The following is a 12,277-nucleotide window of genomic DNA, read 5'->3' on the forward strand; positions in this document are numbered from 1 at the left end:
TGTATGTTCAGGTTAAATAATCTTATTTTTCTAATTATTTTGTATAAAGATGGTATACTTGTTTTAAAATTAAAAAGGAGAGTTGATTATGGAAATAACAATTGAACATGTAGTAAATGAATTAAGAGGCATACTTCCTGAAGATCGAGTAGTAATAAATATGACAGTACGAGAGTTACATAGTAAAGATGAATCTTACCACGTTAGTAGTTTACCTGATGTAGTTGTTTTTCCAAAAACGACCGAAGAAGTTAGCGCGATAATGAAAATAGCGAGTCAGCACGGAACAGCTGTCGTTCCATTTGGAGTAGGATCCAGTTTAGAGGGACATGTAATTCCTTACGAAAAAGGAATTACAATGGACTTTTCTCTTATGAACAAAATACTTGAAATAAGAGAAAAGGATTTTCTTGTGAGAGTACAGCCAGGGGTGACGCGCTCTCAGCTTAATAAAGAATTGAAAAAGTATGGATTATTTTTTAGTGTAGACCCAGGAGCTGATGCAACGTTAGGAGGAATGGCTGCTACAAATGCGAGCGGAACGACAGCGGTAAAGTATGGTGTAATGCGTGATCAAGTTCGAGATTTAGAAGTCGTTCTTGCTGATGGAGGAGTAATACATACCGGGAATTTAGCGGCGAAGTCATCATCAGGTTATCATTTAAATGGTATTTTCGTAGGATCAGAAGGAACACTTGGATGTTTCACGGAGTTAACTTTAAAAGTATACGGTATACCAGAACATGTTATGGCTGCGAGGGCATCGTTTCCAACTATAAATGATGCAGTAGAAGCTGTAATTAACATATTACAAGCAGGTATTCCAATCGCGAGAATTGAACTCGTTGATGAATTATCTATGAAACAAGTAAATTATTATAATGAAACAAGTTACAGAGAAGAACCGACACTGTTTTTAGAGTTTCACGGCAATGAAGCAGGGTTAAAGCAAGATATTGAATTTACGAAAGAAATCGTTCTTGATCATAAATGTATAGAAATTACGTTTGAGACGGAAACAGCAGCGAGAAATAAACTGTGGGATGCAAGACATAACTTAGCGTACTCTTACGTGCATAGTTATCCTGGTAAAAAGCTAATGAGTACAGACGTATGTGTGCCAATTTCGGAATTAGCTGGAGCGATTCAACATGCGAAAGAGGTATTAGATAAAGTAGGGCTTATTGGCGGTATTCTAGGTCATGTTGGAGATGGGAATTTCCATGTACTCTTAATGATTGACACAAATGATAAAGAGGAAGTAAAGAAGGCGGACGAAATAAACGAAAGTATCGTTCTGTATGCTCTTAAACGAGGAGGAACGTGTACAGGAGAACATGGCGTTGGAATCGGAAAACGAAAGTATCAAGAAGAAGAACATGGGGCGGCATTATTTGTAATGGAGAAAATAAAGAAAGCTCTTGATCCGCAAAATATTTTGAATCCGAATAAGGTGTTTCAATTAAAAGATAGGGGCTGAGTGGATGAAAGTACTAGAAGCGATAAGTAATATAGCTGGAAAGTATTTTGCATTGTGGACCGGCTGCTGCACTCCCAAGTGTATTAGCGGCAGTATGGCATAACATTGCAGGGCCAATATTAGCAACCATCTGGTCAAAAAATGCAAAGAACACTTTCAGCGATGAAAATGTATCAATAAATATAGAAAAATAGGAATGATAAATAATGCAAAAACGTATTGTACATTTTGAAGGAATGGTTGTATTTTTAGCCACGATTTATATGTATTCGATATATGAGTTTAGTTGGATTATATTTTTTGTATTCCTTTTAGCGCCGGATTTATCCATGTTAGCGTATGGGATCAATAATCACGTTGGTGCGAAAATATATAATGTATGTCACACATATATCATATCCATATTAATTGTTCTAATAGGTGTCTATTTTAAGATAGATACCGTTATAATGATTGGCTTAATATGGACAGCACATATTGGAATGGATCGAATGTTTGGATATGGATTGAAATATGAGACGGATTTTAAGGATACTCATATTCAACGGTTATAATTTGTTTTGAGAAGAGGGGTACGTTGAAGCAGAGAATTGCTATCGAAGAATATAATGTCAAATGGGAAAGTGAATTTAATAAAATACACACTCTTATTAACAATGTAATGGAAGACAGCATTGTATCTATTGAACATGTTGGGAGTACATCTGTTAAAGGGCTTGCATCAAAACCAATACTAGATATTGATGTTGTAATAGAAGAGTTCGAAATTTTTTATGAGGTAGTAAAAAAACTTGAGAAGATAGGGTACTATCATCAGTTAGAATGGAGATTTAAAGGCAGAGAGGCGTTTGGAAGAAAGGATGCGTTCGTTCCATGGAACGAGGGAAATACAGTTTGGATGGAACATCATTTATATGTGTGTGATAAAAATAGTGAAGAGTTGAGAAGGCATATAGCGTTTCGAGATTACCTTCGTGAACATGACGATGTTGCTGCTGAATATGGACGTTTAAAGGAAGAGTTAGCGAGAGAGACGAAAAATCGATCTAGTTATATTGAAGGTAAGACCGTATTTATTACAAATATATTAGAAAAAATAAACTAAGGCAGCATGGAATACATGCTGCCTATTCTTTTGAAATAGAAAGCTGCCATTATAAAACAAATACAAACTGGCCCTGTTGATTGATGCGGTTACTAAATATAATAGGAAATAAAATAGAAAAGAGTGGAAAAGAGGGAGCTTATGTACATACCAAAATATTTCGCAATACAAGATGAAGAGATGAAGTACGAAATAATGGAACAAAATAGCTTTGCGACATTATTTTCTCAACATAACGGAGAACCATATGCAACGCACTTGCCGTTGTTGCTAAATAGGGAAACTCTTACTTTACATGGTCACTTCGCACGACCGAATGAACAGTGGAAAGATATTGGGACTCAGCAAGTACTAGCTATATTTCAAGGACCACATAGTTACATCTCTCCGTCATGGTATGAAACAAACAATGCAGTACCAACATGGAATTACGTTGCAGTGCATGTATATGGTGAATTAGAAATTGTTGAAGATGAGAAGACATTAGTAGATTCTCTTCAAGATTTAGTAAATAAATATGAAGGTCCAGAGAGCACCTACTCACTTAATGATGTAGATCCAAATTATATGGGAGGATTAAGTAAGGGAATAGTTGGATTCAAAATAAAGATAAATAAAATAGAAGGAAAAGCGAAGTTAAGTCAAAATCATTCTGTAGAGAGACGAAATTTAGTTGTGGAGAAACTTGAGAAAGTTGGTAGTGAGGGGAGTAAGAGGATTGCGGAGTTGATGAGAAAATAAAGTCTACATGAAAGGAAAATATTCTAAATAAGCGTATTTAAAAAGACCTTCTTAATTGAAGGTCTTCCGTTTTTTAAAGTGCTTTTTCAGTTGTTGTTGAGTTGTAGTCTTTACTTACGTCAACGGATTGAACAAGGTCAGGTCTTTGGGGTGCAGGAAGATCAGCATGACCCGCTTGGTATGTAAATGAACTATGAATGCCAGTAGCCAAAATACCGAAAACAGATAGTCCTAAAAAAACAGAGCTAATTTTTTTAATCATTTCAATGCCCCTTTCTCAAACGTTTTTTCTTTTGCTTGTAACGCTTTATGAAAATATTCACTTGCCTTAATGTGGTTATTTTCACTATAAAATTTAACAGCTAATTTTTCTGAGTATTCTTGAGTGTAGTTATATAATAATTCTTTGTCGAAAAACGTAATTCCTTTAAGGATAATTGTTTCTAATTCTTCAGAAGCAACATTATTATTTAGTTCGTTTAGAATTTTAAAATGATATATATATTCTTCATTATTTAATTCCGTACAAATTTTTAACCCTTTTTGGATTAATCCTTCAGCGATACTTGTTTCATCTAGTTTAGAGTGTTCTCTTGCTTGCAAGAAGAGAGCCTTGAAATGTGTTGGTTTCTTTTCGGTCACTTCTGATAGGTGACGGATTGCGAGTGTGGAGAGGTTTTGACTGGCATACAACCAACCCAAATTATTACGTACACTTAAAATTAATTCTTTTTCATCAGATTTTTGTAAAAGGTGTATTGCTGAATTATATTGCTCTTCCGCTTGTTCATATTGTTTTAAATATACAAATGAGGCACCTAATGTATTTTTGCATAATCCAACTTTAACTTCAAAGCCAGTTTGTTTATCGAAAATCTCTTTAGCCTTAGTTGCATATTCAATAGATTCAATTGGTTGGTAAAAGTGATAATGGAAAATCGCCATTCGATAATAAAATTCAGCATGCTCTAGATTATCAGTGTTATTTACTAATAATAACTTAGCCTGTTCATAATGTTCGCTAGCTAAGTTATAGTCTGTGGTTAAAGTTGCATAAATGCCTTTAAAGAAATGATAGTAGTAAGACAGTGGATGATTGGATGAGATTACGTAAGAATCTATTTTATCAAAGCTATCTTTTGAAATACTTAAACTATCTGTCAAAACTTTATGTCGAAACTCTAGTAAGGAATGATATAATGCTAAATTTTCATCTTCCTCGAAGTTTAGTTCCTTTTCCTCAATTTCATGCTTTAAGTTTGTCGCTTGGGACACATCTTGTTTTAGCATAGCCAAATACCAGTCATTAAATAATTTTGTAATTTGTTCATTACCTTGTAGTTGAACGTTCATGAAATCCCCTCACTTTTTGAATATTCTTATAAAATATAGTATCAAAAATAAAAATATTTAGAAATGATGTTTTATATTTCTCAATATTTGTTTAACAAGCTTACGAGTAATTCTATTGGAATAGTGTAGAATTTATTTTGGATTAAAGAAATGGCATCGGAGGATGTGCATTTTAAAGTTTTAGTTGAGTGGGGGGATATAAAAAGGGTGCGTTCACACAATTTATATGAACGCACCTTTTTACATATTAAACAATCAAGTCCCACAAAAAGTACGATAAGGGCGATTCGTCGGTGCAGGCGGAATGCAGTATTCTTCTTGATCTGTAGAATACGCATAAGGGTTTGATAAAGCTTCAAGAAGTTGCTCCATTACGCTATAGTCTTCATTTGTAACAGCTGCTTCTAGTGCTTCTTCTACACGGTGGTTCCTCGGGATGATTGATGGGTTATTATTTTTCATCATCTCGTAGGCGTTTTCTTTTGATTGTTCTTGTCTTTCTAATCGAGATTGCCACAGTTTGTACCATTCTTTAAATTCAGGACTTTCAAATAGAGCTGTATTTTCGATAGCATCAAGAGTTAATGAACGGAATGTATTTGTATAATCCGCTTTATATTTCTCCATCATTTTTAAAAGTTGCTCAATAAGTGATTGATCTTGTTCTTCGTTGCTAAATAGTCCTAATTTCTTTTTCATTCCAAGGAACCAATGGTTTTCATACTGTACGCTAAATTTCGAGATTTCGTCTTGGGCGATTTTTAGTGCTTCTTCTTCATCTTCGTGCAGAATTGGTATTAAAGATTCTGCTAATCGGGCGAGGTCCCATGCGGCCATATATGGTTGATTTCCATATGCATAACGGCCTTGTGTGTCAATAGAGCTAAATACGGTTCCTTGGTCGTAATTGTCCATAAATGCACAAGGACCGTAATCAATTGTTTCGCCACTGATCGTTATATTGTCAGTGTTCATTACGCCGTGAATAAATCCAACAAGTTGCCATTTTGCGATAAGACTTGCTTGTTTTTTAATGACTTTTTGTAGTAATGCAGTATATCGGTTTTCATGGGATTCACTTTCTGGGTAATGTCTTTTTATCGTATAGTCAGCTAGCGATTTAAGGTCCTCTATTGAACCACGAGCTGCAGCATATTGAAATGTACCAACCCGTATATGACTACTAGCTACTCTAGTTAAAAGTGCTCCAGGTAACTTTGTTTCACGATATGTAGGTTCACCAGTTGTGACAACAGCCAAACTACGAGTAGTCGGAATATCAAGTGCATACATTGCCTCACTAATAATATATTCACGTAGCATCGGACCGAGTGCAGCACGGCCATCTCCTCGGCGTGAATAGGGAGTAGGGCCAGAACCTTTCAGTTGAATATCGAAACGCTCACCTGAAGGAGTAATTTGTTCGCCAATTAAAAGAGCACGACCGTCGCCTAACATATTAAAATGTCCGAATTGATGACCAGCATATGCTTGAGCTAATGGATGAGCTCCTTCTGGAAGTCCATTGCCAGCGAAAATGGCAATTTCAGCTTCCTTTTTCAGTTCTTCAGGGGTTAAGCCAAGAGATATCGCTAATGAATGGTTTAGTTTAACTAACTCCGGTGAACTTACGGGAGTAGGGGGGATTTCTGTATAAAATGATTGTGGTAAAGTCATATAACTATTATCTAAATTCCAACCTGTTTCATTATTTTTAGTCATTGTATCTCCTCCTTTTTGTATTTTAAATTATGTATTTGTACGTATGTATTCTTTGTAAAGTTAACTAAAAGTATAATACAATATTTCCCCTTGCAATCTATTGTAAGGACTTCATTGTACTATGTCTATTTAACAGCAAATTTAAAACCTCCATTTTTAAAAATGGAGGTTTTATTATTATTTAATTTTTACAATTATTTTTCCTTTTGCTCTTCCAGACTCTGAATATTCCATTGCTTTTTGCGCATCTTCAAAAGGAAAAACTCGATCGATTACAGGTTTGATTTGTCCAGCTTCAATATAGTTTGCAATAGTACGTAATTGATCCCCACTTGGCTTCATAAATAAAAATGAATATTGAGCATTATGCTTTTTTTCAAGTGCAGTAAGTTTTTTGCTGGCTAATGAAAATAAGAGAGTTTTAAAGAATCCTGAACCAAATTCTTTACCGAAGCGAGCATTCGGCATGCCTGAAACGGAAACAATGTTTCCTCCCCTTTTTATAATATTGAATGATTTTTCAAGTGTTGCACCGCCGATTGTATCAAATACGGCATCATAATTTTTTAGTATATCTTCAAATTTCTCTGTTTTGTAATTAATAATTTCATCTGCGCCAAGAGACGTTACTAAATTCGCACCAGCTTCACTAGCAGTCGTTGTAACAATGGCACCCATTATTTTTGCTAGCTGAATAGCGAAAGTACCAACACCACCGGATCCGGCGTGAATTAAAATCTTTTGTCCTTTTTGTAATTGCATGATGTCATGTAATGCTTGATATGATGTTAAGCCAACGAGTGGAATCGAAGCAGCTTCCTCAAAACTTAAATTTTTCGATTTTAAAGCTATATCATCTTCATGAATGGCTATATACTCCGCGAAAGTACCAATCTTATTTTTTCTTGGACGAGCATATATTTCATCACCAACTTTAAAACGAGTTACTTTTGATCCAACCTTCGTGATGACACCGGCAAAGTCGTTACCAAGGATTAGGGGCATTTCATATTTCAGTAACATTTTTACTTTTCCGTCGCGTATTTTAAAATCAATTGGGTTAATGCTAGCTGCATGAATTTCTGCGAGCACTTCATACTCATTTATTTCAGGAGTAGGTACCTCTGCCATACGCATTGGGACTTTTCCATATCTATCAATTATCATTGCTTTCATTTCTTATACCTCCAAGTTTTAATAAAAGTTTTGCAATAGCTTCTCAATATCTAATACAAGATTTTTTAATAAACCTAATTTTGTACGTATATCAATATAATAAAAATTCTTTGTACCTTCTTTTCTCATTAAAATAATGCCAGCTTCTCGTAAAATCTTAAGGTGATGTGATACTGCTGGACGGGAAAGGTGTGTTTGCTTCGTGATTTCTCCTACACGTAATCCTGTTTGACATTCCGTTTCCATTAGCACTAATAAAATAGCTTGACGCGTTTCATCACCAATTGCCAATAATACTTTTTGAGAATCAATAAAATCTTTTTTTATAATATTTAATTGTTCTTGTTTATTCATTTCAATCACTTTGCCTCCAGGTAATTAGTCGAAAGGTTTAAGATGATGAACCATTACTTCGATACGGTAATGCTACATGATTGTTGTATGAGGTGCAATATTGAGAAAGAAAATCGAGACGAATGAATTTTTTATTGTTGAAAATTATAGGGAGATAGAAAAGGGATTGGAAGGACTACATAACACAATAGATGAGGTTTTAAAAACAAAAAATGATGTAACAATAAAATAAGCGGTCGTAACCTTGTATAATCCATAAGGTTACAATCGCTTATAATGTTTGTATTATTTTTGATTTTTACGATAGAACATGGTTCAACGTAAAGTACGTTCTTTTGTTTTACACTTTCATACAGACACAATTCAGGTGGATTATAGATGTATGAAAAAGTAAAAGTAATTTGGGGCGTAATCTATCTATATGATAATTTAAAATGAAATATAAGTCTATATCTTTGTTGTTTTTTTGATTATATTTATGTCACTGAGCTCAGAACAATGATGTGGAGGGTAAATATATGAAATCGAATGATGTACCAGTTTTAATTGTTGGAGGAGGATTATCAGGATTAGCATCTGCGCTATTCCTTGCAAAACATAACGTTGATTATTTACTGGTTGAAAGGCACCCGTCTACTGCAATTCATCCAAAAGCAGGTGGAATCACTTTTCGTACGATGGAGTTATTTCGAGAATTGGGTTTAGAACAAAGAATTAGATCAGCGGGTAAAGCGTTAGAAAATTGCCGCGGAAGAATAGCAGTTCATACAATAGCTGAGGCGAATAAGGAAGAATTGGTACAAATGAGGGCGGCTCAGTATGGAAACGATGAAAAGTTACTTCAAAAAATAGAAGAGATTAGTCCATCAAAACAAACCGCTTGTTATCAAATTATTTTAGAAGAGATGATGTTACAAGAAGCGAGAACACTAGGCGGAGAATTATCTTTTTATCATGAATTAGTTTCTTATGAACAAAATGAGCAAGGAGTAATCGCAACGATTCGGAATCGCGAAACGGAAGAAGAAAGTATTATTTATTGTGATTATGTAATTGCAGCGGATGGAGCGAAAAGTAAAATACGTAAGCAACTAGGGATAAGTACGGAGGGACGAGGTACAATCGGTGGCTATTATATGAATATTTATTTTGAAGCGGATTTAAGTGAGTTTATACAAGGAGATGCATTTGGTTTTTCTATGGTACTTCATCCGGAAGTTCTTGGTGCGCTTATTCCAGTTGATAACGAAAGAAGATGGATTTACCATGTATCCTACGATCCATTAAAAGGAGAACGACCAGAGGATTTCACTATAGAACGTTGTAAACAAATCATTCAAACCGCAATTGGAAGCACAAATGTTGAGCCGGAAATAGTAAGTGTTTTACCGTGGAAAGCGGCTGAAAGTACTGCTACAAAATTTCAAGAAAATCGTATTTTTTTAGTTGGTGATTCCGCACATATTATGCCGCCAACAGGAGGGTTTGGTTCCAATACAGGAATACAAGATGCACACAATCTAGCCTGGAAATTAGCGGCTGTTATAAAAGGGAAGGCAAAACCAAAACTGTTAGAAACATATCGTGAAGAGAGATATCCTGTTGCAAAATTAACGACGGAGTATGCGAGTAGTTTGTTGTTCCGTGCTGCAAATAGAGAGGAAGGCAGTTTGAATAATATGGATGGTTTAGCTGTAACTGTCGGGTATCAGTATTGTTCAGAAGCAATACTAGATGAATCAGCCACTCCACATAGAATGGATATCGTAGATTTGAATGGAAGACCTGGAACACGAGCACCTCACTTTTGGGGGATGTATAAAGGGAAAGAAGTTTCTATATTAGACTTATTTGGTAACCATTTTGTATTACTTACTGGAGTAGACAATAGTTCTTGGGCTGAAGCTGTATATGATGTTTCATCTAAATTAGGGATAAATATTAAAGTGTATCGAGTTGGGTTAAGCGGAGATTTTATTGCTCAAGAAAATGTTTTTTGTGAATTATATGGGATAGAGAATGAAGGAGTTGTACTAATTAGACCAGATGGCTTTATTGGATGGCGTTCAGAAAAAGCAGTGGTAAATCCAGATGTAATGCTGGAGGAGGTAATGAGTAATTTATTATGTGATTTTTAAGTAACTAAGGAAGTATTGTCTTTTATAGGACGATACTTCTATTTTTTTGGCTTAAAAAATAAAGATTGTGTAGTGAAGAGACATTATTATTATAAAGATATATGCAAATTAATTCTCTTTCTTTTTTTTGTTATTAGAATTTTTTTAGTTTTTAGTTTTAAGTGTTGACTATTACTAGATTGAACCATTTTTTTATTGTATTATATTTCTTAGGGATTACATATTACGCTAGGGAGTGGGACTGTTTGACTATTGAACCTCTTATTTTATCAAATAAAGAAGTATATGTATTAACTGGTATGTTTGACCGTGAAACTATGATTGGAATTGAGAACCCCTTTGAAAATTGGTCAGATGAAGAAATAGACAAAGAATTAGATGTAATGCACGAGCATTGGACAAACGAAGAACTACTCATAATAAAAGAAGATGAAACATTATGTAACAAACAACTTTTAGAATATTTCCGCATTTGTTTAACTACAGGATTTGTTATTGAAGTACAGATAGGTAAAAACAGCGCTTTAGAAAAAAATATTTTCTATTTTAGTGAAAAAAAAGTTATACAAAATGTAATAACAGATGCTAACGGTGATAAACAATGTACATTTAAAGAATGCGGGACACCAGAGGTAGCTTGGCAATATATATATCAAGCATTACAGCCTAAAAATACTTTCTCTTGTCCAAATTATACATTTAAAATCCCTTCTTCTGCATATAAGGAAACTATTTTAAATCAATCAAACAAGCAATTAGTAGATTACTTGAAACTTTACTTAGATGATGAAGCTTCCTTAGAGTTAGCAAACATTATACATAATCGTGAAGAATTAAATACTGTTCAAGTTCATTATTATATAAAGGACTCATGGTCTACAGATTGTATTCAGTTTTTATATAGTCAAAACCAATATTGGCTAATCCAAAAAGTATTAGATAATGAACAAACACAAACAAATTTTATTTGTCTTGATACCTTTACTCTTACTGAAGAGATAAAAAAGATGGTGCTTTATCTTAAATCATTAGGCGGTGAAACAAGGTGAGCGGTGAAATTAAGGTTACTCCTGCCCATTTAAGGAAACTGGCTTCTAATATAGAACAAACAGCTCATGAGCTATCTGAAACATATCAACGTATCAATCAGCAGTTATTCGATCTGCCTTTCCAGATATCTGGAAGAGATGCTGTGTTAAATCAATCCCAATACGCAGGATCAATGTTAGCTACTATAACGACCGCTTTAAAAGAACATAGTGATTCATTAAGAAAAGCTGCTGATCGTTTTGAGAAGGCTGATCAACAAGAAGTTTCATTTGGAGAAGAAGCAATTGATATAAATTGGTTCGCACCGTTTGGTGGCGATATTGGTGATTGGAAAGATAACCCTGCAGGGTCTGCATTTACTTTACTGGGTACTGTAACGGAAGGTGCAGCTGCCTATAAATTGGCATCTTTACATAATAAAGGCTTGCGTGTAACACCCTACACAGATAGAAAAGGAAAAGAAATGGTAAGATTTCAAAATCGGACCGTACTAAAGGATAAAAATGGACTTAATGTGATAAGGCGTACAAAATTACCTTTAGCCGAAGTAAAGCAAATAGACGATGTAAAAAGACATGTTTTATCACCAAAAGAATTTCTTAAAGATTCATTGAAATTAAAAACAAATGCTTTAGGCTATGCAGCTGTAGGATGGGATGTAATTAATGATACAAAGGAAAATATTGAAAATAAAGCGTCAAAAACTAAGATAGCTGGTGATATTATTGGTGATGCAGCAATTGGGGTTGGTACAACTGCTGTAAGTGCCTTTGCGGGAGCCAAGCTAGGTGCAGCTGTTGGAACTGTTTTTGGCGGTCCAATCGGAACTGTTGCTGGAGCTTGTATTGGCTTTGGTGTTTCTATAGGAGCTAGTATAATAACAGATGGAATTAAGTTTAACAAAGGTGATTGGAATCATGATGGTAAACAGGATTCAATAAAAGATAGAGTTAAATCTGGAATCGGAGCAACTTTAGATAAAATTTTTTAGTTTTTAGGAGAGTAATATGGAAAAATACCACGGAAAAAGCACAGAACAAATTATTCAGAAATTGATGCCTGGCAGTGTAAGATCGAGTGTCGTTATGGTATGGGTAGTTATTAATTTTATGATTTTAACCCCATTTTTATTTCCTCCAACCTTTACTATATACTTAT

13 protein-coding genes and 1 pseudogene are annotated in these 12,277 nt (G+C 34.6%); 9 read left to right on the forward strand and 5 right to left on the reverse strand.

Annotated features, from left to right (window positions below; genetic code table 11):
* The first annotated feature begins 88 nt into the window (after positions 1-88).
* The 5 genes and pseudogenes from DN400_RS21690 to DN400_RS21710 all read left to right on the forward strand — a co-directional run bounded on the left by DN400_RS21690 (position 89) and on the right by DN400_RS21710 (position 3,326).
* Positions 89-1,480: an FAD-binding oxidoreductase gene (locus DN400_RS21690; protein ID WP_098277404.1), complete on the forward strand. Its 1,392-nt coding sequence runs from the start codon at positions 89-91 to the stop codon at positions 1,478-1,480.
* 50 nt (positions 1,481-1,530) lie between these two features.
* Positions 1,531-1,674, forward strand: a pseudogene (locus DN400_RS21695) (bile acid:sodium symporter family protein); the annotation flags it as partial.
* A 12-nt stretch (positions 1,675-1,686) separates the two neighbouring features.
* Positions 1,687-2,034, forward strand: a complete 348-nt coding sequence (locus tag DN400_RS21700; protein WP_001172063.1) for a DUF4260 domain-containing protein — start codon at positions 1,687-1,689, stop codon at positions 2,032-2,034.
* Between the two features lie 23 nt (positions 2,035-2,057).
* Positions 2,058-2,585, forward strand: a complete 528-nt coding sequence (locus DN400_RS21705; RefSeq protein WP_071714625.1) for a GrpB family protein — start codon at positions 2,058-2,060, stop codon at positions 2,583-2,585.
* A gap of 141 nt (positions 2,586-2,726) precedes the next feature.
* Entirely contained in the window at positions 2,727-3,326 is a 600-nt protein-coding gene (locus DN400_RS21710; protein WP_000275797.1) for an FMN-binding negative transcriptional regulator, read from the forward strand.
* A gap of 73 nt (positions 3,327-3,399) precedes the next feature.
* Here the strand turns inward: DN400_RS21710 and DN400_RS21715 are convergent, their stop codons facing one another.
* From DN400_RS21715 to DN400_RS21735, 5 genes are all read right to left on the reverse strand, one after another.
* A complete protein-coding gene (locus tag DN400_RS21715) occupies positions 3,400-3,588 on the reverse strand; it encodes a Phr family secreted Rap phosphatase inhibitor (protein WP_000592016.1) in 189 nt (62 codons plus the stop codon).
* Positions 3,585-4,679 carry a response regulator aspartate phosphatase gene (locus DN400_RS21720; RefSeq protein ID WP_016512493.1) on the reverse strand — a complete coding sequence of 365 codons (1,095 nt, stop codon included), beginning with the start codon at positions 4,677-4,679 and terminating at the stop codon, positions 3,585-3,587. The genes DN400_RS21715 and DN400_RS21720 overlap by 4 nt, the downstream gene beginning before the upstream one ends.
* Before the next feature lie 255 nt (positions 4,680-4,934).
* Positions 4,935-6,401 carry a protein adenylyltransferase SelO gene (locus DN400_RS21725; protein ID WP_147801920.1) on the reverse strand — a complete coding sequence of 489 codons (1,467 nt, stop codon included), beginning with the start codon at positions 6,399-6,401 and terminating at the stop codon, positions 4,935-4,937.
* A 177-nt stretch (positions 6,402-6,578) separates the two neighbouring features.
* A complete protein-coding gene (locus DN400_RS21730; protein WP_098661600.1) occupies positions 6,579-7,577 on the reverse strand; it encodes an NADP-dependent oxidoreductase in 999 nt (332 codons plus the stop codon).
* Positions 7,578-7,595: 18 nt separating this feature from the next.
* The gene (locus tag DN400_RS21735) at positions 7,596-7,940 is read right to left on the reverse strand and encodes an ArsR/SmtB family transcription factor (RefSeq protein ID WP_000571870.1); all 345 of its coding nucleotides are present in this window, start codon (positions 7,938-7,940) and stop codon (positions 7,596-7,598) included.
* 91 nt (positions 7,941-8,031) lie between these two features.
* On the opposite strand from DN400_RS21735, the gene DN400_RS29985 reads away from it, so the two are divergent.
* From DN400_RS29985 to DN400_RS21750, 4 genes are all read left to right on the forward strand, one after another.
* Positions 8,032-8,163, forward strand: coding sequence for a hypothetical protein (locus tag DN400_RS29985; protein ID WP_001227549.1), 132 nt, complete (start codon positions 8,032-8,034; stop codon positions 8,161-8,163).
* 286 nt (positions 8,164-8,449) lie between these two features.
* Entirely contained in the window at positions 8,450-10,069 is a 1,620-nt protein-coding gene (locus DN400_RS21740; RefSeq protein ID WP_000839990.1) for an FAD-dependent oxidoreductase, read from the forward strand.
* Between the two features lie 245 nt (positions 10,070-10,314).
* The gene (locus DN400_RS21745) at positions 10,315-11,118 is read left to right on the forward strand and encodes a hypothetical protein (RefSeq protein ID WP_000151461.1); all 804 of its coding nucleotides are present in this window, start codon (positions 10,315-10,317) and stop codon (positions 11,116-11,118) included.
* Entirely contained in the window at positions 11,115-12,110 is a 996-nt protein-coding gene (locus tag DN400_RS21750; RefSeq protein WP_000012250.1) for a WXG100 family type VII secretion target, read from the forward strand. Before DN400_RS21745 ends, DN400_RS21750 begins: the two co-directional genes overlap by 4 nt.
* The last annotated feature ends 167 nt before the right edge of the window (positions 12,111-12,277 follow it).

The organism is Bacillus sp. AR8-1 (assembly GCF_008042345.1).
Lineage (GTDB): Bacteria > Bacillota > Bacilli > Bacillales > Bacillaceae_G > Bacillus_A > Bacillus_A cereus.

Bases quoted from the DNA above. Each gene is read 5' to 3' on its own strand.
- DN400_RS21690 (WP_098277404.1), top strand. From the start codon at position 89: ATGGAAATAACAATTGAACATGTAGTAAATGAATTAAGAGGCATACTT.
- DN400_RS21700 (WP_001172063.1), top strand. From the start codon at position 1,687: ATGCAAAAACGTATTGTACATTTTGAAGGAATGGTTGTATTTTTAGCC.
- DN400_RS21710 (WP_000275797.1), top strand. From the start codon at position 2,727: ATGTACATACCAAAATATTTCGCAATACAAGATGAAGAGATGAAGTAC.
- DN400_RS21715 (WP_000592016.1), bottom strand. From the start codon at position 3,588: ATGATTAAAAAAATTAGCTCTGTTTTTTTAGGACTATCTGTTTTCGGT.
- DN400_RS21720 (WP_016512493.1), bottom strand. From the start codon at position 4,679: ATGAACGTTCAACTACAAGGTAATGAACAAATTACAAAATTATTTAAT.
- DN400_RS21725 (WP_147801920.1), bottom strand. From the start codon at position 6,401: ATGACTAAAAATAATGAAACAGGTTGGAATTTAGATAATAGTTATATG.
- DN400_RS21730 (WP_098661600.1), bottom strand. From the start codon at position 7,577: ATGAAAGCAATGATAATTGATAGATATGGAAAAGTCCCAATGCGTATG.
- DN400_RS21740 (WP_000839990.1), top strand. From the start codon at position 8,450: ATGAAATCGAATGATGTACCAGTTTTAATTGTTGGAGGAGGATTATCA.